Here is a 24,276-nt window from a genome sequence, read left to right as displayed (position 1 = left end):
ATGACTATCCAACGCGTCGAGGTGATCACGGGCCTGGAGCGGCGGCGGCAGTTCAGCGACGAGGAGAAGCTGCGGCTGGTCGAAGAGGCGTTCCAGCCTGGCGTCAAGGCGACTGAGGTCGCCCGGCGCCTGGGCGTGGACGTCAGCCTGCTGTACCGCTGGCGCCGCCAGTTCTTCGGTCAGCAGCCCCGGCTGCCCGCCTTCATGCCGATCACCGTCGCTACCGACGCTCCGGCACCGGAGGAGATGACGGAGCCGACGGCGGCGCCCGCGGGCCCACCAGCCGGCCTCATCGAGGTCGAGTTCGCGACGGCGCGCGTGCGCATCACCGGCGCGGTCGATCCGGCCCTGGTCGGCACGGTGATCGCCGCGCTGTCGGGACGGCCGGCATGATCCCGGTCCCCTCGGGCGTTCGGGTCTGGCTGGCCGGCGGGATCACCGACATGCGCTGCGGGATGAACTCGCTGGCGCTGAAGGTCCAGGAAGGTCTTGGCCGCGATCCTCATGCCGGCGATTTATACGTCTTCCGTGGACGTCGCGGGGATTGAGCGTCATTCAGCATACAGTTTCGAGTCGGCTCGCGTGGAGTATCCGTGGCACCCGCTGTACGGGAAGACATTGAGGGTGGTGAGCCGGACAGTACGTGGTGGCCACTCCGTCCTGTGGCTCGAGGAACGCCCCGATACCGCCCGGGAATTGCCGGCCTGGATGTGCGACCCGGCTTACTGCCTTGATATGGCGGCATTGGGTCCGCCGCAGACCACAGTCGCAGCCCTTAGCGCATTGGCGGCAGTTCTCTCGGATCTGCGGGACTCGATCGGCGGCGGCGCAGCATCGGACAACTCACCCACGGAGGAGGTTGCCGATGACCAGACGACCGCGGCCGACGTCCCAACTCTTGCTCGACCTCACGGTTCCACTCCCGGGTCTCGTGGTTCCGGACGAGGTCGTGCAGGTCCTGGCGGACCTCCTCCTGGAAGCCGTCGGAGCCCGGCTGGGCACGAAGAAAAAGGAGGACGGCCATGAGCCCCAAGATCACCGCTGATCACCTCGGCCGCGGTGCCGCGATCTATGTCCGCCAGTCCACACCCGGCCAGCTGATCAATCATACGGAAAGCCGTCGTCGACAGTATGACTTGGCTGACGCCGCACGGGCGGCTGGGTTCGTCGATGTCATGATCATCGATGAGGACCTTGGCCGCTCTGGTTCCGGCCTCGAAAGCCGTCCTGGCTTTCAGAAGCTGGTGGCGGCGGTCTGCGCCGGCACCGTCGGTGCCGTCTATTGCATCGAGGCATCGCGGCTGGCCCGCAACGGCCGGGATTGGCACCACCTCATTGACCTCTGTGCTCTGGCAGGGGCGTTGGTCGTCGACCCAGATGGGGTCTATGATCCAAGGCTGCTGAACGACCGCCTTCTGCTCGGCCTGAAGGGAACAATGTCGGAGTACGAACTCAGCCTGCTGCGTCAACGCGGCATCGAAGCCCGAGACGGAAAAGCCCGCAGGGGGGAACTGCGGTTCACGCTACCGCCCGGCTACTGCTGGAACGAGGCCGGACGGATCGAAATCGATCCTGACGAGCGCGTTGCCGGCGCGATCCGGATGCTGTTCAGCAAGTTCCGAGAACTGGGCAGCGCCCGCCAGGTTTTTCTCTGGGCGCGCGCCGCCGAACTGTCGCTCCCCGTCGTGCGGCGCAACCTCATCGCCTGCAAAATCCTCTGGCAGCCGCCGGCGTACCACACGGTGATCCAGGTCCTGCAGAACCCGATCTATGCCGGCGCCTATGTGTTCGGCCGGCGGGGTAACCGGACTCGCGTTGTCGAGGGCCGGGCTCGGAAGACGAGCGGGCATAAACGGGAGCGCACCGAGTGGAATACCCTGCTGCGCGACAACCACGAGGGCTACATCACCTGGGCCGAGTTCGAGGAACATCAGCGCATGCTGGAGGAAAACGCCCACATGCAGAAGCGTGCCGCCCGCAAGGCCGGCCGGGGCGGCCGGGCACTGTTGACCGGGCTGGTCCGGTGCGGGCACTGCGGTCGCAAGATGCGGGTCTTCTACGGCATGCAGTCGGGGCATGCCCACCGTTACCAATGCCGAGGTGACGATGCCCATGTCGGTGTCGGTCTGTGCATCGGCATCGGCGGTATTCGTGTCGATCGGGCGGTCGTGGCGCAGATGCTGGAAGCCGTCTCTGCCAGAGCGGTGGAGGCTGCCCTGCTTGCCGCCGACCAGGCGGCTGCGGCGGGGGCGGAAGAGCGGGCAGCGCTGGAGCGCGAGTTGGAGGCGGCCCGCTATGATGCCTCGTTGGCGGCTCGCCGGTACGACCTCGTGGAGCCGGAAAAGCGCCATGTCGTGAGAGAACTGGAAGCGCGCTGGAATACGGCTCTGGAACGGGTGGCGCAGATCGAACGTCGGATTGCCGAGGCCGAGGCGCGCTCATCGGCGCGCCCAAGGGTGAACAGGGCGGCTCTTCTGGGGTTGGCTCACGATCTGTCGGCGGCCTGGAATGCACCGACAGCGGACGCGCGAACTCGGCAACGTCTGACCCGGCTACTCGTGGAGGAGGTGGTGATCGACCTCGACGACGCGGCGTACGAGGCGGTGCTGCGGATTCATTGGATAGGTGGCCGACACACCGAACTGCGTGTCCCACGGGCCAGGACCGGGCGTCGAGCGGACAAAGCACATCCAGGAGCGGTGGAGGTCGTGCGCAAGCTGTCCGGACATTGGCCGGATCATGAGATCTCCGTCACGTTGAACCGCATGAAGTGCCGGAGCGATAACGGAGAGACCTGGACGACCGTGAAGGTTCGGCTGTTGCGGGAGCGACTTGGCCTTTCCGATTTCGACCCGACCGTGCCCCGTCCCGAGACGCTGACGGCCGACAAGGCGGCGAAGCGGCTCGGCATCTCCATTCCCTCCGTGCACCGCCTTATTCAGCGTGGGATCCTGCCGGCAACGCAGCTTGTCCCATCAGCCCCGTGGCACATTCCCATGGCAGCCTTGGACACGGACGCCGTGCAAACGGGCGTGAACGAGATTAAGGCGCGGCGCCCCAAGAACCTCATTGATTATCAAAGAGATGAGACGATGCTGTTGCCAGGATTGTGAAAGGAGAGATGCACTATGTCACGCGATTTGCGCGCCGCCCCCGGAACAGAAAGCGCCCAGTCATCCACGCCGATGACGCGCGGCGGTTTAACGGTCGGCAAGGGCAATGCCCGGATGACACGTAGCAGGGTGTCCCTGCTGACTGGCATCCCAAGCCCGCGGGCGAGCCGCGCCCCCGCAGCGCCCCCGAGAGCAATCCCGACCCGGCTCAGCGCCTTGGCCAGCCGCCGGGTGCGTCGGGCGTGAGGGGCTACAGCGCCGGCAAAGCACTCGGCGAACGTGCGTTTGGGGCAGGTCGCTTGCCGGCAATAGAACCGCCGGACCAGCAAGGTAACACGGAGCTCATGCCCAAAGGCCGGGAGGTCGGCAGGAGATCGCCGGTACCGGCTGTGAACCAAGCGGCTGACAGCGCCACAGTGCGGGCACGACCACTACCTCGGCGACTTTCTGCAAGAATGACAAAGGAGCCGCGGCTGCCACGCTCGATCTGAAGCACGCGGCAGCCCGGAAGGAAAGAGAACTTCTGCATGCTCCTTCCATGTGGGCAATAACCGGTCTGCTCGCCACCACAACCCGGACCATCCACGCAAAGTGCGCAAGAACCACTGAACCGGCGCAACTCCAGCTTGGGGCCGGTCTCCTGGCATCTATGCTCTGATGGTCGCCGGAACGGTGAGCGCCTGATAGCCGTCACGCTGTTCGGTCAGGCTCAGTAGCAGGTCGTTCAGGCTGTCGCGGGCGAAGGCATCGTCGGAGGCGGCCAGCCGGCGGCGGACGACGGCGATGAACTCCTCCAGCACCTCCAGATGCAGGGCGGCAGAGGCTAGGACGTCCTTGGCGATGGGGGCGGCGATGGGGGAGGGCATGATGACGGTCTTTCGGAAGAAAGGGAGCGGTCGGATCAGGCGGCGAGCGCCGTGACGGGCTGGGCGGCGGCGAGCACGGCGCCGTAGGTCTCGCGCTGTTCGGTCAGGCCGGACAGCAGGTCGGCCAGGCTGTCGCGGGTGAATTCGCTGTCAACGCTGTTCAGCTTCGACTGGGCGATGGCGATGAATTCATCGACCATATCCAGGTGCAGAGCGGCGGACTTGAAGATCTCGGCGGCGCAATCGGTCTTGGACATGGCGACGATCCCTGTATTCGTGGCGGAGGCTTTTGCCCGCTCTGATGAGCTTATTGAGCCATCCGGCCAGTTAACGAGGTGTTAAGATCACCGATTGGTCCCAGGTCGATTGGTGATTACCACTTCCAAGAAAAAAGCCGCCGAACACCACTGTGCGATTTGGCGGTAGAGTTACTTCTTTTGATCGAGGGCATGAAAAAACGCGGCCGGTTGCCCGGCCGCGCTTCCTGTCGTCTCGAAGGTCCGATGGACCGCCTCGGTCAGACCGTTACCATCAGACGGCCTGCGGCAGCCCGTGGATGTAGCCGACGCCGCCGCTGCGGCGGTTGCGGTAGGCATCGTCGATCAGCGAGGCGACGCTGTCCTTGACCTTGTCGTGCAGGCCCTTCTCCCAGTCGCCGGGGTGCTGGAAGTTGCTCATGATGTAGGAGAAGCCGTTGACGTCGTCGGCCGCCTGCAGGCCGGTCGACTCTGCCCCCGCCGGGCAGGACAGCAGGCGGGCCAGCTTCTTGCTGTCGACGTTGTAGGCCCACAGGAAGTTGTTGACGTGGTTGCCGCTGTCCTCGCCGATGAACAGCGTGCGCAGCTTCTCGGAGAACTTCAGGTTGTCCGGGTTGGCGATCAGGTCGGCGTCGGCGGTGTTGCCGATGGCGTCCGGGGTGGCGAGGTCGCGGCCGACCAGGGCGGGGACCGGGCTGAAATGCACCGGCACCCAGTCGCTGGCGATGGCGGCGCCGGCGAGGTCGGTCTGGCCGCCCTTCATCGGCAGCTGATAGACGGCGCCGGCGTTGATCGCCTTCACCTTGATGCCGCTCTTGCCGTCGCTCATCGACTTGTAGATGTAGGACACCGCCATGTAGGCGGTCTTGTCCTTGGCGTTGACGGTGACGCCTTCAAGCTTGGTCAGGGCCAGCGTGGCGCCGACGGTCGGGGCGTAGCGGTGGGTTTCCAGGAAGGCGGCGGCCTTCTCCATGCCCGGCTTGAACTTGACCCACTGGGTCTTGCCGTTGAAGCCGATGGCGGTGAAGGACGGGTCCTTCGGATCCTCCTTCTTCACCTCGACGATGTCGGCGGCCTTCAGGCTGTCGGCCAGCTTCTCGATCTCGGCGCTGGTGGCGTGGCCCAGCTTGACCCACTTCAGCGCGAAGGCGCCGCCCTTGTCGATGTCCTTGCCCTCTTCCTGCTCCATCTTGGCGGCATAGAGGGTGCCGGCCGACAGGTCCTTCGCCTGATCGGCGATGAACATGAACAGGCCGCCGTTGGTGGTGTCGTCACCCATCAGCACGGTGCGCTCGTCGGGCATCACCTGCACCAGCTCGTGCGAGATGCGGCCGAGATTGTAGTGCTTCTTGATGGTGCCGGTGCCGTCGGGGTTCACGATCACTTCCGGCAGGTGGCCGTAGTGATAGGGGTTGGCCTTGGTCTCGTCGCCGAACAGGTTCTTGCTGTAGGCGCGGAACTGGTCGTCGAGCGCGGTCGCGTCCGGCTCGTATTCCTCGCTCGACAGGTGGGTGTTCCAGGGCGACAGGCTGGCGCCGCAGGTGATCCACAGGCCGTGCGCCGGGCTGGTGTCGACATTGTGGTACTGCACCAGCTTCAGCGCGCCGGTTTCCTTGTTCTGGTCCAGCGTCAGGACGGCGATCGGCGACGGCAGCTTGCCGTACATCGAGGCGTCCTTGGAATCGCGGGTCGCATATTCGAACTGGACGACGGCGAACAGGGTGTTGCCGGTGACGCCGGCCACCTTGGCACCCGGGACCGGGGCCAGCAGGTTGCAGCCGTCCGGGCAGTCGGAGAAGAACTGGGTCGGGGTCGCCATCGACCGGTCGAGGATCGGCTTGCCGTCGATGTCGGTATAGCCGCCGGCCAGGATCGTGCCGCCCTTGCCGTCCGGAACCATGTCGCCGGTGATGAACAGCGGCTGATAGCCGAGAGCGAAGCTCTGCTTCGAGCCGTCGGCCCAGGTCACGACCATGCTGGACTCGACCACGGTCCTGGCTTGCGCCGCAGCAGTGGTGGGGGCGGCCATGCCGACGAACTCGACGGCGACCGGCGCGCCCTTGGCGGATGCTGCTTCGGCGCCCGAGGCGAACAGCAGTTCTCCGGCGCCGATGCCGGCGACCGGCAGCAGCGGCAGCCCGGCAAGGGCGCGGAGCACCGAACGGCGCGACGTTTCAGGCAATTGGACGGGCAGGTTGGTCATGGCTGGTGTCTCCCGAACCCTCAACAGGGCAAGCGGCTGGCGTGAGCGGCGTCGCCGGACCCGGAGGGGGCCCGTTCGGCGCGGCCTTGTTCTTGGCGAGCGTCGGGAAGCTACAGCGGGGATGTTACAATTTGGCGGTCGCCGCCCATTCGATTGGATGCGGCCACCCATCGGTCAGTGGGCCATGCTCAGCGCGCGCTGAGCATGCAGGTGCGGTCGGACGGCATGGGCAGGACCATCGGCTTGCCGTCGGCCCCGGTGCCGCGCACCTCGCGCCCGGCCGGTTTTCCGCCGGTGGCGGGCCGATCGACGATCTCCGGGTCGCCGACCTGCCCGGCGACGGTCCATTGCCGGGTCTGCGGATCCTGGCAGCGCAGCTCGTAGCGGCCCTTCATCGGCTCGGCGGCGGCCGGGAGTGCAAGAGCGCCGGTCAACAGAACGGCCATCGGAGCGGCGACCATCGGAATGGACAGGGCGAAGCGGGTCATCCGGTTTTTCCTCGACTGGCTGTGTCTGGCGATGCTGTGTCCGGGGAGTGGGTGCGGGACAGCACCCGCGCGATGTCGGCCTGCCAGACCATGCCGACCAGTGCGATCTGGGTCAGCAGGTGCATCTCGCCGCGGCCGATGGCCTCCAGCAGGTCCTGCCGGGTCAGGAGCAGGATCTCGGTGTCCTCCAGGTCGTCGGTTACCGGATCGGCGACGCGGCGGCAGCCGGTGGCGTGGAACATGTGCGACCAGGCCCCGCCCTGGTTGGCGTTGACGATGTAGGCGCCGAGGTCGGTCCAGCTCTCCGCCTCCATCCCCGTCTCCTCCATCAGCTCGCGCTTCGCCGCGGCCAGCGGCTCCTCGCCGGGCGACAGATGGCCGCCGGGGAAGACCAGACCGACCTTGCGCGGGCCGTGGCGGTATTGGCGGTAGGTGACGATCCGCCCGTCCGCCGTCTCGGCGAAGATGCAGGCGAAGGAGGGCTGGTCGAACTGGTAATAGTCGTCGATCCGCCGCCCGTCCGGCAGCTCCACCGTCTCCACCCGCACCTTCAGGAAGGGATCGGCGTCGAGCAGCTCGCGGCTGTCCAGCACGGTCCAGGGGCGATGCAGGCGGTAGGGGCGATGTCCGGGCATGGAATGGCCTGTTCTGGGACGGGGGCGATCACCACAGCCGCGTGACGATGCCGTCGAAGGCCGCGCCGGCGGAGACCAGCGGCAGCTTGTAGTGCATCGCCGTCGCCGCCAACAGACTGTCAAAAGGATCACGGTGAGGCCAGTCCATCATGCCGGCCGTCAGGCAGACCGCCGGATCGAAGCCGGCGACCAGCCCACCCTGCTCGGCCAGCCGCGCATCCAGGGCGCTTCCTCTGAATGCGACTGATAATTTCAACCCGTATTGATGAAAATTCCTCGGTTCCGCGGTGATGCCTCGGGAAACGGGAAGAATTGTGGTGGAGGGAACTGAAAGCATTTTCTCTAACGGCGTGTGTCGAATAAAACGGGTTGTGACAGATTAATTCAGAACATCCATTTGCATTGAGCCGCTTCGGCAAAATGCTTATCGGTTTGCGCTCCATTCCCATCAAGAGCCATGCAGACTGAAGCCAATTCCCCCATTCCGCGCCTGATCCACCAGACCTGGAAGACCCGCGACGTTCCGCCGGGTCTCCAGGCGCTTCAGCGCAGCTGGACCGGGCGCAATCCCGGCTTCGCCTATCGGTTCTGGACCGACGACGACATCGGGCGCTTCATGGCGGAGGAGCATCCGGCTCTGCTGCCGGTCTTCCACGGCTATGCCGATCCCATCGCGCGCATCGATCTGGCCCGCTACCTGATCCTGCGCCGCTTCGGCGGGGTCTATGCCGACCTCGATTTCGAATGCCTGCGTCCGATCGACGGGCTGCTGGAGGGCCGGAGCTTCATCGTCGGGCTGGAGCCGGAGGAGCATGGCCGGCTGGCGAAGGCGGCGGAGCGCGGGCTGCCGCGCATCCTCTGTCCGTCCTTCCTCGCCTCGGTTCCCGGCCATCCCTTCTGGGACCATCTGCTGTCCCGGCTGGTCGAGGCGCGGCATTGCGGGGACGTGCTGGACGCCACCGGCCCCTTCCTGCTGACCCGCGCCCATGCCGACTATGCGGGAGCCCGGTATGAGGATGGCCCGGCCGCGGTGACGGTGCTGCCGCCGGAGCTGCTCTACCCCGTCACCAAGGACGAGTGCTGGAGCGGTCGCCTGTTCGATCCGGTCTTCTGGGAACAGGCGACGCGCGACGCCTATGCCGTCCATTACTGGGAGGGGACATGGTTCCGCGGTGCTGCGGAACGCGGCGCCGGACCGGCTGCCGAACTGCCCCGGCAGGTCGCGGCGGTGGTGACCGACGGGCGGCCGGACGGAGAACGTCCTGCCGGGGGGACGGCGGACGGCTTGCCGCCGATCTCCTGCCTGATGGTCACCAGGGGGCGGAGCGGACTGCTGACGTTCGCCATCGAGGGCTTCGCGCGCCAGACCTATCCGAACCGCGAGCTGGTCATCGTCTGCGACAGCCCGGCGCTGCCGCAGGACGACCCGCTGGAGCGCGCCATCCGCGACGCGGGTTGCCCGAACATCCGCCTGATCCGAGTGGAGACCGGCTCCCTGCCCGGCAGCTTGACGCTGGGCGAGCTGCGCAACATCGCCGTCGACCAGGCGGCCGGCCGCTATGTCTGCCAATGGGACGACGACGACCTCTACGACCCCTGCCGGCTGGAGATGCAGCAGCGGGTGCTGGCCGCCGCCGGCGCCCAGGCCTGCCTGCTCGGCCGCTGGATGATCTGGTGGCCGGCGGAGAACCGGCTGGCGGTGTCCTGCGAACGGGACTGGGAAGGCTCGCTTCTGTGCGAGAAGGCGGCGATGCCCCGCTACCCCGCCCTTCGCCACGGCGAGGACACGCCGGTGGTCGAGCAGCTGCGCCGCAGCGCCCGTGTCGTCCGCATGGACCTGCCGCGGCTCTACACCTATGTCGTCCATGGCGGCAACACCTTCGCCGCTTCCCATTTCGAAGCCCACTGGCAGGCGGCCACCGCCCGCTTCGACGGTGGGCGCTGCCGGGCCGTGCTGGAGGAGATGGGCAAGCGCCTGCCGGTGGAAGGCTACCGCCGGGCCGTCCCTGCCCCTGCCCCGTCCCCTGCCCCTGCCCCGTCCCCTGCCCCGGCCGACGCCGCGGCGCGGCAGGACAGCGTGCTGGTGCTGACCCCGGTGAAGGATGCGGTCGCCCATCTGCCGCGCTACCTGGAGCTGCTCGGCCGGCTCGACCATGATCCGTCCCGCCTGTCGCTGGGCTTTCTGGAGGGGGACAGCCGCGACGGGACCCACGACTGGCTGGCCGCAAGGCTGCCGGAGCTGCGGCAGCGCTATCGCCGGGTGACGCTGCTGCGCCACGACCACGGCTTCCGCCCCGAGGGGCCGCGCTGGGCGCCGGCGATCCAGCGGCGGCGGCGGGAGGTGCTGGCGCGCGCGCGCAACCGGCTGCTGTCCGGCGCGCTGGGGGACGAGGACTGGGTTCTGTGGCTCGACGCCGATCTGGTCGATTACCCGCCGGATCTGCCGGCCCGGCTGATCGCCGCCGGGCGCGACATCGTCGTCCCCCATTGCGTCCTGCCCGACGGGCGGACCTTCGACCTCAACAGCTTCCGGCTGGAGGGGGAGACGGAGGACCCGCGCCATCTGGCCGACGGCATCTTCCAGCCGCCGCGCGGCGCCGGACGGCGCTATCTGGGCGATTTTCCGGGAGAGGAGGCCGTGCCGCTGGACGGGGTTGGCGGCACGGCGCTGCTGGTGCGCGCGGACCTTCACCGCGAGGGGCTGTGTTTCCCGCCCTACAGCCACCGCGGCTACATCGAGACCGAGGGGCTGGCGGCAATGGCGCGCGACATGGACGTCACCGCCTGGGGCCTGCCGGGCCTGCGCATCGTTCACGCCGATCACTGACAGGCCAAACATCATGCCGACCACCCAGCGCCCCGCCGCCGCCGTTGCCCCGGAGATCGCAGTCAGCATCGTCATCTGCACCTATCGGCGGCCCGAGCTGCTCGGCGCCTGCCTTGACAGCCTGATCGGGCAGCAGGTGGGCGGCGCCTCTTCAGGCTCCGCCCATGAAATCCTCGTGATCGACAATTCCGCCCTGGCGGAAGGGCGCCCGGTCGTCGAGAGCCGGCAGGCCGCCTTCGCCTTGCGGGGGGTGCCCCTGCGCCATGTCCTGGAGACCGGGCCGGGCGTCAGCTCCGCCCGCAACCGCGGCGTGGCCGAGGCGGTGGGAGAGCTGATCGTTTTCATCGACGACGACGAGCGGGCCTGCGACGGCTGGCTGGAGCGGCTGCTGGAGCCGTTCCACCGGCTGGGCGATGCCGTCGACATCGTTGCCGGCGAGGTCGAACCGGATTTCGGCGCCCTGCCCAGGCCCGACTGGCTGGCAGACGACATGATGCATTCCTTCTCGTGCCGCTGGGGGTGGGACAGCGACTCCCGCTTCCTGCGGGAGGGCGAATGGTTCGGGGAGGGAAACTGCGCCTTCCGCAAGCGGCTGATGGCCGGGCGTTCCTTCTCGACCGATCTCGGCCGCAAGGGGGACGGGCTGCTGACGAACGAAGGCATGGTCTTCATGGAGATGCGCAGCGCGGGAGCGGCGACCTATTACGTGCCGTCCGCGACAGTGTTCCATCTCATCCACCCCGACCGGCTGAACCGTCGCTGGCTGATGCGGCGGATGTTCTACCAGGGGGTCTCCAACCGCCTGACGCAACGGCGATATGGGCTGAGGGAACAGCGCTGGGACTTCAACGTCAATCTGGCCAAGCTGGCCGATATCGACGTCGAAACCCTGGAAGGGGAACCCCTGCGGGCGTTTATCCGGCTGTACTACCAGCTCGGCTATGCCTCGGCTCTGGCGATGAATTGAAGCTGCGGAAAGGGCAGCCCCGTCCTCTCCCTTACGGCGCCACGTAGATCCTGTTCACGAAGGGGTCCAGCCCGTCCGGCAGGTCCGCAGAGCGGCGGTCGAGCGGCGGGACGGTCGGGCCGTGGGGACTGCGGTTGACGTTGTACTGGGCCGTCAGCAGCAGGCGCCGGCCGCGCCGCGGCAGGGCACCCTTGTGGACGCCGTAGGTATCGCCCAGGAAGCGGCTGCCGGCCGCACCGGTCATCGTCACCGTGCCGGCGGTGCCGAAGGCGGCCTCCACCTGCGCGTCGGTCAGGGCGCGGCCGGTGGAGAGCAGGCGGCTGCGGTGGCTGCCCTTGACGAAGACGTGCGGTCCGCCGTCCTCGTCCACGTCGGTCAGGTAGAAGAAGATCTTGAAGCCGCGCAGGCTGTCCAGGTCGCGGTGGTGGCGCTGGGTGCCCTTGGCCGCCTCCCGCCCGCCGAAGTTCTCCCCACCCCAGGACCACCAGCAGCCGATGTTGTCGAGGGTCGGCTTGCAGCCGAGATACAGCTCCGCCGTCTCCAGAACCTGGGGGTCGTTGAAGAGAGACAGCACATGGGGGGCGCGCAGGATCTGATCGATGCCGTGATAGCCCATGTTGGAGTCGGGGCTGGGTGGGCTGTCGGGCCGGAACCAGCCCAGATGCGGACGGAAGGGATCCTGGCAGGGAGTGTTCTCGAAATAGGCGCGCATGCTCGCGACGATGGAGGGGGCGACCGGCGGCAGCAGCGGAGTGATGCCGTCCCTCTCCAGCGTCCGGCACCAGTCCCGTGCCTCCAGCGACGGGTGGAAGCCCGGTGTGCGCGGCCGCCGTGCCGCGATCGGCGCCGCCAGCCGGTCGCGCAAGGACGGATCGGTGACGATGGGCAGGATGTCGTAGATGGCATAGCGTGGATCGGCCTTCACCTTGCGCCAGTAGGCCCGCGGCGAGGCGATGCGCGTGCGCACATTGTCCAGAAAGCTGCCGATGGGAGCGGAGGCGGGCAGGAAGGAGGAGGCCATGGATGCTGTGCCGCGTTATTGGAGAATTCTTGCGACGGATACTCTCCATAAGGGCATCCGCCTTTCAAGGCGCATCTCCTTCGCCGCACCGTCATGCTGCTGAGGCACGGCGTCGCGGGGTATGATACTGGCGGTCATTGACGATGACCGCCAGTATCCGTGCCGACCGGCACGCCGGCATAAGGTGCACGGTCTTTCATGAACGGAGGAGGCAGGAGACCCCGATGGCCATGGCCGGTGTCGAACATCGCGTGCTGTACCGCGATCCGCGTTTCTACGCGTCCTTCCCGTCGCTGACCGCGATGCCGGACGGTTCGGTTCTGCTCGCCTTCCGGCGGGCGCGCGACCATCGCTGGCTGCGCGGGCCGGAGTACGGGGCGGGAGAGGCCGGGTTCAACCATGTCGACCATCTCGATTCCCGCTCCCAGACCGTTCTGCTGCGGCTCGGCCCCGATGCGGAACCGCTGGGGGAGGCTGTCGCCCTGTCCCCCGACCCGCAGGCGGCCGACCAGGACGCCAGCCTGCTCACCTTGCGCGACGGCCGCATCCTGCTGACCGGCTTCCGCTGGTACCCTGTGCCGTCGTCCCAAGGGGACGATTTGCGCGCGCTGGGGATCGGGCTGGCCGGCAGCCCGCAGAAGACCGGCGACCTCTACATCTTCTGGGGCGGCTACAGCCGGCACAGCGACGATGGCGGGCGGAACTGGACCCCGCACCGCGACCTGCCCCCCCTGCCCGGCCATCCCGACCTCGTGCCGGGCCGGCGGCCCTTCCATGGCGGGGCGGTGCGCGGCCGGGCGGTGGAGGCGCCGGACGGCACCATCCTGCAGACCGGCTACACCCACCACCCCTCCACCGGCACCTATGCCAGCCATCTCTTCGCCTCCACCGACCGGGGCGAGAGCTGGGTGCACCGGGCAGTCATCGCCATCGATTCCGACGCCAAGGCCGGCTTCTGCGAGACGGCGCTGCATCTGGACGCCGACGGCGTGCTGCACGCCTTCCACCGCACCACCGGGCTGGACGATTGTCTGGCGACCTCGCGCTCGACCGACCTCGGCCACAGCTGGGAGCCGTGGCGGCGTCATGCGGTGGTCGGCCATCCCTATGACGCCTGCCCGCTGCCGGACGGCCGCCTGCTGCTGGTCGGCGGTTACCGCCATGCGCCCTACGGCGTGCGCGCCCGCCTCTACGACCCGCGCCGCCAGCAGCCGGACGAGGTGCCGGAGCTGATTCTGCGTGACGACGGGCCGGCGCCGGATCTCGGCTATCCCTGGGCGTCGGTGCTGCCCGACGGCCGCGCCATGGTCGCCTATTACATCTGCGACGCCACCGGCTCGCGCGGGATCGAGGCGACGCTGTTCCGGCCCTGACGGCAGGTGCATCCTGCGACCCGCTGTACCCTGGACCGGGCGGCGGGGAGCGGGCTACCCTTCGCACCCATGGAAAAGACCCTGCCCTTCGCTCCGGCGAAAGCCGTCCCCGGCATTTCCCCCGCCTCCTATCACGACCCGGAGATCTTCCGGGCGGAGGAGGAGCGGATCTTCCGCCGTTCCTGGGTCTTTGCCGGCTTCACCGACGAGCTTGCCCGGCCCAACGACTATCTCACCCGGCGGATCGGCGGGCTGGACGTGCTGGTGCAGAATTTCGACGGGGAACTGCGGGGCTTCCGCAATGTCTGCACCCACCGCTTCGCCCTGATCCACCGGGCGCCGCGCGGCAACGGCATGCTGCGCTGCGGCTATCACGGCTGGACCTTCGACCGCGACGGCGTGCCCTACGGCATTCCCGGCAACGAGGCGAATTTCGGCCTCGACCGCGAGGGCCGCTGCGGCCATGCCCTGACGCCGGTAGCGGTGGGGGTGTGCGGCCGCTTCGTCTTCCTGCGGGTGGCGGCGGAGGGGCCGGGCCTCGACGACTGGCTGGGTGTCTATGGCGACGTGCTGCGCCATGCCTCGGAAATCTTCGTCCGCCCCTTCGACGAGCAGGCGATGGAGTGGGCCGCCAACTGGAAGATGGGGGTGGAGAGCGTGCTGGAGGTCTATCACGCCGACCTCACCCACCCCACGACCTTCCGCAAGCTGGTGAAGGGCGACTGGCGCTGCGATTACGACGGCGCCCATTCCCGCGGCGTCACGTCGGTGTCGGACAAAAGCGCCCGCTGGTGGGACGGTGTGTCCGAACGGCTGGGCTTCCGCCCCAGCCCGCTTTTGCGCGAGTACGACCACCTGCACATCTTCCCCAACCTGGAGATCGGCTTCACCCGCGGCGCGGTGATGAGCGTCCAGACCTACGATCCGCTCGGCCCCGACCGCTGCGCGCTGAACCTCCGCCTGTTCCTGGCCGATCCGGAGGGCGATGCCGATGGCAAAGGTGGCCGGGGCGGTCCCGCCGCCCGCCGCCTGATCGAGGAGGGGGCACGGGATCTCAACGTCGCCCTGCTGCGCGAGGACCAGGAGGCGTCGGAACTGGCCTTCCGGGGCTGCCGCCAGACGGAGCGCCCCGCCCTGCTCGGCCTGAACGAGGAACGCATCCAGCAGTTCCACGCGGTCTGGCGGGGGATGATGGGGGGCTGACGCCCAGGCCAGGCAAAGCCAGTTCTTTTCAGGACGGCAGCCTCAGCTTTCCCACGGGTTGACGATGGGAACCCCACAATCCAGGAAATCCGCCACGTTTCTGGTTGCCAAGGCAGCGCCACGGGACGCTGCGACGGAGGCGATCTGCGCATCGAAGGCTCCGGTTGGCCGACCTTGTTGCCGTCGTCCCGCAGCGATGGGCGCGAAAGCTTTTGCCGCCATGCTGTCGAAGGGCAGTAGCCGGCCGGCGAAGTCTTCGGCAAACATCTGCTCCGCCGCCGTCAGGAGATCGCTGCGCCGCCGCCCCTCCGGCAGCAGGGCAAGGCCGTACAGGATTTCCGCCTGGGTGATCGTTGTCGTGAACAGGGTGGCGGCGGAGTGCCCGGCGAACCAGCGGAGTACGGCTTCGGACGGGGTTGGGCGCATCAGTTCCGAGAGCACGTTGGTGTCGAGGACGATCATCAGTCGAAGCTCGGCGGCGTCCGCAAGGCTTCGCGCTTCACCTCCGTCACCTCGACACCGCCGAGCCGCGCGAACCGCTGGTGGATGGCTTCCCCGAGATTCGTCGCCGCCTGGCTCTCTTCCGTGAGTGCCGCGCGCAGGATGTGGCGGGCCTCATCCTCCATGGAGCGGCCGTGATGGGCGGCGCGGATTCGCAGCCGGGCCTTCAACGGATCATCGAGGTTCCGGATCGTGATGCTGGCCATCGGTCGTTCCTGAGCATGTCGGAAGGAGAAGATTAGACAGCGATTGCATCGATTTCAATGATTGCACCCTGCCTCCCCTACCGCCACTCCCGCCCGTCCATGTCCTGGTAGATGCGGAAGCGCTCGCGCACCGTCAGCCAGTCATCGGCCAGCATCTCGAAGATGTGCAGGTCGATCTCCTGCCCGTCCTTCACCACCTGGCGCTTCAGCACGCCGACCGGGCGGTAGCCGATCATCGGCTGGCCCTTCAGCAGGCGGGGGCTGTTGGTGCCCAGTATGTGGTTCACCACCTTGCGCAGCCCCATGGTGAAGAAGACATGGTTCAGCATGTAGGCGAAGTTCAGCGGGGCCGCCCCCATCCGCCCTGCCCGCTCGCCCATCAGCACGCCGAAGGTGGCGATCCGCCACTCCGGCTCGGTCACGGTGATGGAGACATGGCCGGCCGGCACGCCGTCGACGCAGAGGATGCGGTGGACATAGTCGTCGCGCTCTTTACTGCGCCGCAGCCACGCCTTCTGCCGTTCCACGTCGTAAGCCACGCTGCTCAGCATCTGGCCGGCGATGTCGGGCCGGGTGCGCCAGTCGAGCAGCATCTGGGCGTGCTCCTCCGTCGGCTCGATGAAGGTCAGCGAGCCGCTCATGCCAAGGCTCCCGCGATGGCTCCCGACCCCGTCCGATTGGCCCGTCCGATTGGCCCGTTTGATTGGGGGCGCATGGCGGGTCTCAGGCGGTGCGGCCGCCGTCCACCGTGACGATGGACCCGGTCATCCAGCGGCTGGTGTCGGCGAGCAGATAGGCGATCATGTGGGCGATGTCGTCGGGATGGCCGAAGCCCAGCGGCTGGAGCGTGCGCAGATGCTCGTACTGCTCGGCGGTCAGCTTCTGCTTGCCGCGCTCGATCAGCTCGGTCTCGACGATGGAAGGGACCACGCAATTGACGCGGATGCCGTCGCTCAGCAGCTCCACCGCCAGCCCCTTGGTGGCGGCGATGATGCCGCCCTTGCTGGCGGCGTAGACGACGTTGCCCGGCGAGGCCGCCGTGGCAGCGGTGGAGGAGATCAGCGCGATGGCCGCCCGGTCGGCATGGCAGCCCTTCTGCCGCAGCCCGCGGGCGAGCGCCAACGCGCTGCCCAGATTGGCCCGCATCACCTCGTCGAAGAAGGCGGCGGAGAAGATGCGGATCGGCCGCAAGGTCTGGATGCCGGCGCAATGCGCGATGCCATCGAAGGGGGAATCGTCGGCGCACAGCCCCTTCACCCAGCCCGGCACGGCTTCGAGATCCGACAGGTCGAAGGGGGCGATGGCGTGGTCCTCGCCCTCCAGCCGGTCGGCGGTTTCGGCCAGCCGTTCCTCGTCGCGGCCGTTCAGCACCAGCCTTGCACCGAGCTTCGCCAGCACCACCGCCGTCGCCCGGCCGATCCCGGCCGACGCCCCGGTCACCAGGATGCGGCGGCCGGTCAGGTCCATGGGGTTGTAGGCGGCCGGGGAGCGGGCTGTCATGGCGGGAGGGTCCTGGTTGGTGGCGTATCGGGACGCGGACCATAGCACGATGGCCGGCCGACATCAGCGCGTCCAGGGCCGCGGCCTTTTGGTGCGGGGCGTCCGCCCGCATCCCAATCGGCGGAAACGGCGTCGTCGATGTCGATCCTTCGATAAAACATACCATTTCATTGGCGCTTTATTCGAGAAAACCTGTATAAACGCTCCATTGAAGTGGAATGCTTCTCTGAGGCAAGCGGCCATGGGCGACGGTGCAAGCCTGACTGTCCAGGTTCATCATCACGGTGCCTGGCACGATGCCGCCGATCTGGCGGTCGCCGATACCCGGGCCGGGATCCGCTCGCCCACCCGGCTCGAGTACGACCCTTTCTATTTCATCGCCTTTGGCAATGCGGAGTTTGCCGCCGGACGGCCGGTGACCGACTGGCGGGCGGTGTCGGTGCGCGACCGGGTCGATGTGGCGGCGCATCGCCGGAACCATTGGCCGCCCTTCCTGCTCGACCTGCTGCCCCAGGGCCATGCCCGCCGCCGTCTGGCGGAGGAGATGGGGTTCGGTCCCGATGACGGGAGCTTCGCCTTCCCACTTCTGCTGCGCGGGGCGGGGAGATCGTCGAGTATGTGCTGCGCGACCTGCTGAACCGGGCGATGGGCGACACCGACAACCATGGCCGCAACACCGCCTTGCAGAAGCGTCCCGACGGCTGGATCGGCCTGACCCCCCGCTTCGACTTTGCGCCGATGGTGCTCGACCCGGGGGTGATCGCGCCGTCGACCCGCTGGGAATGCCTGCGCGGCGGCGGCTTTCCCATCCGGTTCGAGCGGATTTGCGAAGCCGTCGCCGCCGTCACCGGGGACGACCGGCTGGGCCGGCGGATGGCCGGAGCGCTGTCGGCCAAGGCCGATGCGGTCGCCGCCCTGCCGGAGACGGCACGCGCCCATGGGGTGCCGGAACCGGTGATCGCCCGCGCCTTCGCCGCCTGCGGCGAGCTTGCCGCCGCGCTCGCATCCCTGCCGTCTAGCGATACCGGACTCGAGGATGGCGATGCCGCGCCGTAAGCCACCCAGCCGCGAAGCGCTGCTCGAGGCGCGCCATGCCCTTCTGCGGATGGCGGAGGGGGGCGAACTGGCCTGGGCCGAAGGGGGGCGCGCCATGCGCCGCTGCTTCGGCATGACCCAGGCGGAGTTCGGGCGAAGCTTCGGCCTCACCACCCGGCAGGTCTCGCAACTGGAGACCGGGGCCGCCAACCCGACGGTGGCGACGCTGGAGCGGCTGGCCCGGCCCTTCGGGCTGACCGTCGGCCTGATCCCGGAGCCTCCTGCAAGGGAACTTGGCGCAAAGGAGCCGGAGCGATAACGGCGGGGCCATGTGCCGCAATCAATCTTCCGGAAACCAATCCGGCGTCACTGTGCGCTATGGTGCCGGCCACCGATTTCCGAAGAGGCCCTTGCGGGGCCGCGAACACGCGAAGGACAGGACTGCCATGAAAGCCATCATCGACGGCATCCGGATCGCCGGCCTGCGCGCGGTGGTGCCGCCCCAGCGCCATTCCTTCGTCGAGGATCCGGGCATGTTCACGGTGGAGGAGGCGAAGAAGCTGGCCGCCACCATCGGCGTGCAGGAACGCCGCGTGCTGCCGCCGCCCTATTGCGCGTCCGACCTCTGCCTCGCCGCGGCGGAAGGGCTGATGCAGCAGCTGGGCTGGGACCCGGCGACGGTGGAGGTGCTGGTCTTCGTCTCGCAGGATGCCGATTACGTGCTGCCGGCCACCGCCTGCATCATGCAGCACCGGCTGGGGCTGCCGACCAGTGCGGCGGCCTTCGACGTGCCGCTCGGCTGCTCGGGCTATGTCTACGGCCTGTGGATCGCGGCGAAGCTGCTGGGCGGGTCGACGGCCAAACGGGCGCTGGTGCTGTGCGGCGACAATCCGACCCGCCACCTGCACCCCGAAGACCGCGCCACCCTGCCGCTGTTCGGCGATGCCGGATCCGCGACGGCGCTGGAGGTCGACGCGGCGGCACCGCCGATTCCGGTGGTGATCGGCACCGACGGCGCCGGCGCGCCGCACATCTTCGTCAAGGCCGGCGGCAAGCGCCATTGCCTGATCCCGCCGGTCGGCACCGCCGGCCGGATCGCCGACGAGGAGGCCGCCGCCCAGTTGGAGCGCGACTCGCGCCTGACCCTGAACGGGGCGGAGGTGTTCTCCTTCACGCTGCGCGCCGTGCCGCCGCTCTTGCGCGAGGCGATGGAGCATGCCGGCACCGACGTCGACGGCATCGACCGCTTCGTCCTGCACCAGGCCAACGCCTTCATGCTGGAGCATCTGCGCAAGCGCATCAAGGCGCCGGCCGACCGCTTCGTCATCGACATGCAGGGCTTCGGCAACACCAGCTCCGCCTCCATCCCGCTGGCGATCTGCCACAGCATGGGGGCGCAGCTGGCGGCCGGGCCGGTGAAGACGCTGATGGCCGGCTTCGGCGTGGGCTGGTCCTGGGGCGCCATGGTGGCGGAGCTGGGGCCGATGCCGGAGCCGCAGGTGGTGGATCTGCCCGACGGCTATCCGGTGCTCGCGGTGTGATGGAGCAAGGGGAAGGCTTGGGAGGGAGAACCTTCTCACGTCGGGAAATGACACCTATACTTCGCCGTAGGTTGAATCAGAGGACTGGCACGTGACCGAGAATTGGGACGAGGACCGAGAGTTTTCCCGTGAAGTTCGGGTTCAAGCCGCTGCTATGGCGGCCGACGCCGATTTCGCTGCCCGTGCCCACGACATCCTGATTCGGTCCTTCGACTACGACAGCAGCTACCAGTGGCGTTGGCTCGGGATGCCGTTCATCCAGTTGCCTCCCGACGTGATGGCGTTGCAGGAAATCATTTGGAACTGCCGTCCGACAGTGATCGTCGAAACCGGCGTGGCACGCGGCGGGTCTCTGATCTTCTACGCGTCCATGATGCGTCTTTTGGGTGGCGGCCGGGTGGTCGGGGTGGAGGTCGCCCTGCGGCCCGAAAACCGCAAGCGTTTGGCCGATCATCCATTCGGTGCGGATCTCGAGATTATCGATGGATCGTCCACCGATCCGGAGGTGGTTACACGGCTGCAGGACCGGATCGCTCCGGACGACAGGGTCATGGTGGTTCTCGACAGCAACCACTCGCACGACCATGTCCTGGCCGAACTCCGCCTGTACGCCCCGCTTGTTACGCCTGGGCAGTATCTGGTGGTGTGCGACACCATTGCCGACCATATCGTCCCGCCCCCCCGTAGGCCCCGTCCCTGGGGGCCGGGCAACAGCCCGCTGACCGCCCGAAACGCGTTTCTTGCGGAGTGCCAGGATTTTGCCGTCGACACCGAGATCGACGACAAGCTGGTGATGACGTCGAACCGTGGAGGGTATCTGCGGCGCCTGAAGCTGACGGATTGATCCACGCCCATGAGCAGTCCGCCGGCCCTTCCGTCAGCTTCCGACGGCATGCAGTTGCTTTTCCATCCGCCATTCCCGGATCCGGACTGCCTGCGGCGGTGTTTCATCGAGCTTGCCTGGCACTATCGGGGCGTCAGCACGCTGATCTCCTCCGTCATCTTTACATGCGACTTCCAACCCGATCCGGGGCTGGCCGAAACTCTTGCGGACGGTGGTGGGAAACTCGACGCTGCCACGGACCCGGCCGTTTTGCCTTTGCTCGGTCGCTGGCGCGGCAAGCTGCATGTGTATCCTCAAAGCGCAGTCCCGTCGCCGCCCGGACCTCGGCAGGTGTTGATCTGGAAACCTGATCCGGACAGGCTGGACGAGGCGAAGGAGTTGGCGAATGGCGGGCGCAGCCTGGAGCTTGGGCCTGCTTCGGTTCGACCAGCCGGAGGCAACGCCTCGCTGGATTTCGCCTTTTTCGCCACCGCAGATTTTCTTCTGGCCGCTTGGCAGGCCGACACCCGCCGCATCCAGCATATCCGACGATCACAGTCACGCTTCGAAGCAATCTGCCGGCGTTTTGGCCAGGCGCGCGAGGTTTTCCTGATCGGTATGGGACCGTCGATCGATCAAACCCCTCCGCCTCCTCCCGGAAGCCTAACCATCGTTTGCAACAACATCGTCTTCAAGACCAGTTTCCTGGAGACGCTGTCCCCGGACATCCTTGCGATCTACGACGACGACCTCCTTGGAGCGCGTTGCTGGACAGCCGGCTTCCGTCAAGCCCTTGTCGCCACCATGACTCGGTTCGACAGGCTGATCCTGGTCACTCCGGCCGCCTACGTCCCTTTTCTGGAGGATCTGCTACCGGAGGTGCAGCATCACCGTCTGCTTGGGATCCCGCTGACGGTGGAGCGGCAGGTCGATGGCGACCTGTGGCAGGAATACTGGCTAAATCCGACCAACAATGTGCTGACGACCCTGATGCTGCCGCTGGCTCGGCTTTTTGCCCGCGGTGGTGGTCAAGTGATCCTGATGGGCTGCGACGGGCGGCGCTGGGATGTCGAGGCATTGGATTGGGCACACGCCGCCGGAAGCAAGAATCAGGACCGCCGTGACTGGGAACAGCGGGCCAAACTGGTGTTCCTACCCTATGATCAGCGGGAGGTCATGCTGCATTACCTGTGGTTGGATCGGCAGGTCGCGGCATTGGAACAGGCCGGGATTCCGGTCCGCAGCCTCACACCCACTCACATCCCCTGCTTGGCATCACGATTTCGCCATGGATGACACGCTTCCCCTTCTGAGGGATGGGCCGGCTCTGCGGCTACCGGCCCTGCGCTCCGGCAGTATGCCGCTGCGGCTGCTCGGTACGATGCCCGACAGTTGGTGGCAGGGCATGGCCCAGGGTGGCTGGCGGAAAGGCGGCAGCGAGGCTCCGGCCGTCTGTGGGGTTGGTGCCCACTCGTTTTCCACCCTGCGCGATGCTGCTGCCGAACCGACGGTCAAAGCCGTGCTGTGGCTGGGGGTTCCTGCCGGATCCGTTGCGCAGGATGGGTTGGACGCGCTGGAACTGCTAGGGTTTTCCCCAAGCGTTGCGCTCTGGCAGCCGCTGCGGGCGGTGCTTGGTGACAGCAGGTATCGTTTTCCCCACGGAAGGCTTGGCCTGGATGTTCTCGAGGAGGCCATGCCCGGCCTTGCCGGCTGGGTGCCGACCAGGATCGGTCCTCCGCCGGAAAGGATGCCGGCCAGCGGAGTGATGGATGTGGTTGCGGTTCGCTGTCCCGACCTCGAGCGGGGCCTGCGCTTTGCCGCCGCCTTGACGGCTCCGATGCTGGAGCAGACGGCACAGCTGCGTGTCGATGCCCTGTTCATCACGAAATATGTCTCGATGGTCGAGCAGACGATGGCTGTTTTGCAGACCCCGGCATCTTCCGGACAAGGATCATGACCTATGCCAAACCCCGTTTCCATCGGCACCCGCCACATCGGCCCAGGCTGCCCATGTTTTGTCATCGCAGAGGCCGGGGTCAACCACAACGGTAACGTCACCTTGGCCCACCGCCTCATCGATGTCGCCTGCGAAGCCGGGGCCGATGCGGTGAAGTTCCAGACCTTTGTCGCCGACCGGCTGGTCACGGCGGACGCGCCGAAGGCGTCCTACCAGAAGGTCAACACCGGTCGGGACGATCCCCAATACGGCATGCTGCGCAGTCTGGAGTTGTCCCCTGAAACGCATCATGAGCTGCAGGCCCATTGCCGGGAGGCCGGCATTCTCTTCCTGTCCTCTCCCTTCGACGAAGAATCCGCTGATTTTCTGGCGGACATCGGTGTTCCTGCCCTGAAGATTCCATCCGGTGAACTGGTTAACCTGCCCTTCCTGGATCATTGTGCACGACTGAAGCTGCCGTTGATCCTGTCCACTGGTATGGCGGATCTGGCCGAGGTCGCAGTGGCCCTGGAGACGATCGAACGGGCAGGGGCAGCGGATGTCGTTCTGCTCCACTGCCTGAGCAACTATCCCGCCGACCCGGCTGAAACCAACCTGCGGGCGATGGCCACGCTGGAAGCGGCTTTCGACCGTCCGGTCGGCTATTCCGACCATACCGAGGGCATCGCCATCGCCACCGCCGCCGTGGCCTTGGGGGCTGCGGTCGTCGAGAAGCATTTCACGCTGGACCGGTCGTTGCCGGGACCGGACCATGCGGCGTCGCTGACGCCGGATGAATTGTCCGCGATGGTGCGCGCGATCCGATCCGTCGAAAGCGCCCTCGGCGACGGGCGCAAGCGCTGCATGGACAGCGAACGGGACACCCGTGCCATCGCGCGCAAGAGCCTGACCGCCGCCATTTCACTGGCCGCCGGCACCGTGCTGGAACGCAGCCACCTGATCGCCCTGCGACCGGGGACCGGTTTGCCGCCTGCCGACCTCGACCGGGTGCTCGGCCGTCGGACACGACAGGACATCCCAGCCGGAACATTGCTGGCGATGGACATGCTGGAGTAGCCGGGATGGACGACACCCTCTTCGTTCTGTTGTGCAAACGCGATCTCTGGAGCGAACAGGCGGCGAGCTTGGCCCATGTCCTGTTCGGGGACCGGCTGCGCTCCGAGGCCGGCACCGTCGGCGATCCCCTGCCCGCTTGCCTGTCGGAGCCGGCGGCCCTGTCGAGACGGCTGGTGGTCCTGTCCTTTCTGTCCCCCTGGATCGTTCCCGCGGCGGTGCTTGAGCACGCATCCCTGGCGCTCAACTTTCACCCCGGATCCTGCGACTATCCGGGAATCGGCTGCTACAACTTCGCGCTGTACGAGGAGGCTGTCACGTATGGGGCGGTGTGCCATCATATGGCGCCGCGGGTGGACACCGGGTCGGTCGTTGCCGAGCGGCTGTTCCCGGTCCTGCCGCAGGACAGCGTGGAGTCACTGAAGCTGCGCACCATGGTGACGATGCTGGACATGTTTCACGAAGTGGCGGGCCGGCTGGCGACCGGGGCTCCCTTGCCGGCTGCGACGCGGTCCTGGACCCGCCGGCCTTTCACCCGCCGGGAGTTGAACATGCTGTGCCGGATCGCTCCGGACGCATCGGTGGAGGAAATCCGCCGCCGCGTCCGCGCCACCAGCTATCCGGGCTATCCGGGAGCGGTGCTGGAACTGGGCGGCATTCCCTTCACCGCTCCGGTCCCGCAACGCCGCCCCTTGGCGTAACCCGAA

The 24,276-nt window shown here is 67.3% G+C and carries 27 protein-coding genes and 1 pseudogene; 16 read left to right on the top strand and 12 right to left on the bottom strand.

Going from position 1 to position 24,276, the window contains the following annotated elements; genetic code table 11:
* The 3 genes and pseudogenes from tnpA (at position 1) to AZOLI_RS29625 (ending at position 3,113) form a co-directional block, all read left to right on the top strand.
* Positions 1-393, top strand: a complete 393-nt coding sequence (gene tnpA, locus AZOLI_RS29640; RefSeq protein WP_014189965.1) for an IS66-like element accessory protein TnpA — start codon at positions 1-3, stop codon at positions 391-393.
* Positions 390-545, top strand: a pseudogene (gene tnpB / locus AZOLI_RS29635) (IS66 family insertion sequence element accessory protein TnpB); the annotation flags it as partial. The gene tnpA and the pseudogene tnpB, both read left to right, overlap by 4 nt.
* A 477-nt stretch (positions 546-1,022) precedes the next feature.
* Positions 1,023-3,113: a recombinase family protein gene (locus tag AZOLI_RS29625; protein WP_014189963.1), complete on the top strand. Its 2,091-nt coding sequence runs from the start codon at positions 1,023-1,025 to the stop codon at positions 3,111-3,113.
* On the opposite strand, the gene AZOLI_RS33880 is transcribed toward AZOLI_RS29625, so the two are convergent.
* The 7 genes from AZOLI_RS33880 to AZOLI_RS33000 form a co-directional block, all read right to left on the bottom strand.
* A complete protein-coding gene (locus tag AZOLI_RS33880; protein ID WP_081506039.1) occupies positions 3,077-3,511 on the bottom strand; it encodes a hypothetical protein in 435 nt (144 codons plus the stop codon). The genes AZOLI_RS29625 and AZOLI_RS33880 overlap by 37 nt on opposite strands.
* Before the next feature lie 249 nt (positions 3,512-3,760).
* Positions 3,761-3,979, bottom strand: coding sequence for a hypothetical protein (locus AZOLI_RS29620; protein ID WP_014189962.1), 219 nt, complete (start codon positions 3,977-3,979; stop codon positions 3,761-3,763).
* A gap of 35 nt (positions 3,980-4,014) precedes the next feature.
* Entirely contained in the window at positions 4,015-4,236 is a 222-nt protein-coding gene (locus AZOLI_RS29615; protein WP_014189961.1) for a hypothetical protein, read from the bottom strand.
* Between the two features lie 274 nt (positions 4,237-4,510).
* On the bottom strand, positions 4,511-6,430 hold the full coding sequence (locus tag AZOLI_RS29610; protein WP_044553818.1) for a PhoX family protein: 1,920 nt from the start codon (positions 6,428-6,430) through the stop codon (positions 4,511-4,513).
* A gap of 197 nt (positions 6,431-6,627) precedes the next feature.
* The gene (locus tag AZOLI_RS29605; protein ID WP_014189959.1) at positions 6,628-6,927 is read right to left on the bottom strand and encodes a hypothetical protein; all 300 of its coding nucleotides are present in this window, start codon (positions 6,925-6,927) and stop codon (positions 6,628-6,630) included.
* Positions 6,924-7,562, bottom strand: coding sequence for an NUDIX hydrolase (locus AZOLI_RS29600; RefSeq protein WP_014189958.1), 639 nt, complete (start codon positions 7,560-7,562; stop codon positions 6,924-6,926). The genes AZOLI_RS29605 and AZOLI_RS29600 overlap by 4 nt, the downstream gene beginning before the upstream one ends.
* Positions 7,563-7,590: 28 nt before the next feature.
* Positions 7,591-7,899, bottom strand: coding sequence for a type II toxin-antitoxin system VapC family toxin (locus AZOLI_RS33000; RefSeq protein ID WP_193353766.1), 309 nt, complete (start codon positions 7,897-7,899; stop codon positions 7,591-7,593).
* 120 nt (positions 7,900-8,019) lie between these two features.
* On the opposite strand from AZOLI_RS33000, the gene AZOLI_RS29590 reads away from it, so the two are divergent.
* The gene (locus tag AZOLI_RS29590) at positions 8,020-10,389 is read left to right on the top strand and encodes a glycosyltransferase (protein ID WP_014189957.1); all 2,370 of its coding nucleotides are present in this window, start codon (positions 8,020-8,022) and stop codon (positions 10,387-10,389) included.
* Between the two features lie 13 nt (positions 10,390-10,402).
* Positions 10,403-11,356 (top strand): glycosyltransferase family 2 protein, encoded by a 954-nt coding sequence (locus AZOLI_RS29585; RefSeq protein ID WP_014189956.1) that lies wholly within the window; start codon positions 10,403-10,405, stop codon positions 11,354-11,356.
* A 31-nt stretch (positions 11,357-11,387) separates the two neighbouring features.
* On the opposite strand, the gene AZOLI_RS29580 is transcribed toward AZOLI_RS29585, so the two are convergent.
* Entirely contained in the window at positions 11,388-12,377 is a 990-nt protein-coding gene (locus AZOLI_RS29580) for a hypothetical protein (RefSeq protein ID WP_014189955.1), read from the bottom strand.
* A gap of 224 nt (positions 12,378-12,601) precedes the next feature.
* Between AZOLI_RS29580 and AZOLI_RS29575 the strand changes: the two genes are divergently transcribed.
* Both AZOLI_RS29575 and AZOLI_RS29570 read left to right on the top strand, forming a co-directional pair.
* Positions 12,602-13,750: a sialidase family protein gene (locus tag AZOLI_RS29575; RefSeq protein ID WP_014189954.1), complete on the top strand. Its 1,149-nt coding sequence runs from the start codon at positions 12,602-12,604 to the stop codon at positions 13,748-13,750.
* A gap of 69 nt (positions 13,751-13,819) precedes the next feature.
* Complete coding sequence (locus AZOLI_RS29570; protein ID WP_014189953.1) at positions 13,820-14,953, top strand: aromatic ring-hydroxylating oxygenase subunit alpha; 1,134 nt, start codon at positions 13,820-13,822, stop codon at positions 14,951-14,953.
* Positions 14,954-14,995: 42 nt separating this feature from the next.
* On the opposite strand, the gene AZOLI_RS29565 is transcribed toward AZOLI_RS29570, so the two are convergent.
* The 4 genes from AZOLI_RS29565 to AZOLI_RS29550 all read right to left on the bottom strand — a co-directional run bounded on the left by AZOLI_RS29565 (position 14,996) and on the right by AZOLI_RS29550 (position 17,160).
* On the bottom strand, positions 14,996-15,415 hold the full coding sequence (locus AZOLI_RS29565) for a type II toxin-antitoxin system VapC family toxin (protein WP_014189952.1): 420 nt from the start codon (positions 15,413-15,415) through the stop codon (positions 14,996-14,998).
* Positions 15,415-15,660: a FitA-like ribbon-helix-helix domain-containing protein gene (locus AZOLI_RS29560; RefSeq protein ID WP_014189951.1), complete on the bottom strand. Its 246-nt coding sequence runs from the start codon at positions 15,658-15,660 to the stop codon at positions 15,415-15,417. Before AZOLI_RS29560 ends, AZOLI_RS29565 begins: the two co-directional genes overlap by 1 nt.
* A gap of 77 nt (positions 15,661-15,737) precedes the next feature.
* Positions 15,738-16,301 carry a GNAT family N-acetyltransferase gene (locus tag AZOLI_RS29555; protein WP_014189950.1) on the bottom strand — a complete coding sequence of 188 codons (564 nt, stop codon included), beginning with the start codon at positions 16,299-16,301 and terminating at the stop codon, positions 15,738-15,740.
* A gap of 82 nt (positions 16,302-16,383) precedes the next feature.
* A complete protein-coding gene (locus AZOLI_RS29550; RefSeq protein WP_014189949.1) occupies positions 16,384-17,160 on the bottom strand; it encodes an SDR family NAD(P)-dependent oxidoreductase in 777 nt (258 codons plus the stop codon).
* 241 nt (positions 17,161-17,401) lie between these two features.
* Here AZOLI_RS29550 and AZOLI_RS29545 point away from each other — a divergent pair, with 241 nt between their 5' ends.
* The 9 genes from AZOLI_RS29545 (at position 17,402) to AZOLI_RS30640 (ending at position 24,270) form a co-directional block, all read left to right on the top strand.
* Positions 17,402-17,797 carry a hypothetical protein gene (locus AZOLI_RS29545; RefSeq protein ID WP_014189948.1) on the top strand — a complete coding sequence of 132 codons (396 nt, stop codon included), beginning with the start codon at positions 17,402-17,404 and terminating at the stop codon, positions 17,795-17,797.
* Entirely contained in the window at positions 17,779-18,216 is a 438-nt protein-coding gene (locus AZOLI_RS29540) for a hypothetical protein (protein ID WP_044553723.1), read from the top strand. The genes AZOLI_RS29545 and AZOLI_RS29540 overlap by 19 nt, the downstream gene beginning before the upstream one ends.
* Positions 18,203-18,514: a helix-turn-helix transcriptional regulator gene (locus tag AZOLI_RS29535; RefSeq protein WP_014189946.1), complete on the top strand. Its 312-nt coding sequence runs from the start codon at positions 18,203-18,205 to the stop codon at positions 18,512-18,514. Before AZOLI_RS29540 ends, AZOLI_RS29535 begins: the two co-directional genes overlap by 14 nt.
* A 127-nt stretch (positions 18,515-18,641) precedes the next feature.
* On the top strand, positions 18,642-19,736 hold the full coding sequence (locus AZOLI_RS29530; RefSeq protein WP_014189945.1) for a 3-oxoacyl-ACP synthase III family protein: 1,095 nt from the start codon (positions 18,642-18,644) through the stop codon (positions 19,734-19,736).
* Between the two features lie 91 nt (positions 19,737-19,827).
* Complete coding sequence (locus tag AZOLI_RS29525) at positions 19,828-20,580, top strand: cephalosporin hydroxylase family protein (protein ID WP_162488540.1); 753 nt, start codon at positions 19,828-19,830, stop codon at positions 20,578-20,580.
* A 9-nt stretch (positions 20,581-20,589) separates the two neighbouring features.
* Positions 20,590-21,855 (top strand): hypothetical protein, encoded by a 1,266-nt coding sequence (locus AZOLI_RS32820; protein ID WP_162488539.1) that lies wholly within the window; start codon positions 20,590-20,592, stop codon positions 21,853-21,855.
* A complete protein-coding gene (locus AZOLI_RS29515) occupies positions 21,848-22,516 on the top strand; it encodes a hypothetical protein (protein ID WP_014189942.1) in 669 nt (222 codons plus the stop codon). Before AZOLI_RS32820 ends, AZOLI_RS29515 begins: the two co-directional genes overlap by 8 nt.
* Positions 22,517-22,519: 3 nt before the next feature.
* Entirely contained in the window at positions 22,520-23,572 is a 1,053-nt protein-coding gene (gene neuB, locus AZOLI_RS29510) for an N-acetylneuraminate synthase (RefSeq protein ID WP_044553719.1), read from the top strand.
* Between the two features lie 5 nt (positions 23,573-23,577).
* The gene (locus tag AZOLI_RS30640) at positions 23,578-24,270 is read left to right on the top strand and encodes a formyltransferase family protein (RefSeq protein ID WP_014189940.1); all 693 of its coding nucleotides are present in this window, start codon (positions 23,578-23,580) and stop codon (positions 24,268-24,270) included.
* The last annotated feature ends 6 nt before the right edge of the window (positions 24,271-24,276 follow it).

This window comes from Azospirillum lipoferum 4B (genome assembly GCF_000283655.1).
Classification (GTDB): domain Bacteria; phylum Pseudomonadota; class Alphaproteobacteria; order Azospirillales; family Azospirillaceae; genus Azospirillum; species Azospirillum lipoferum_C.
This window is presented reverse-complemented; position numbering and strand designations above follow the sequence as displayed.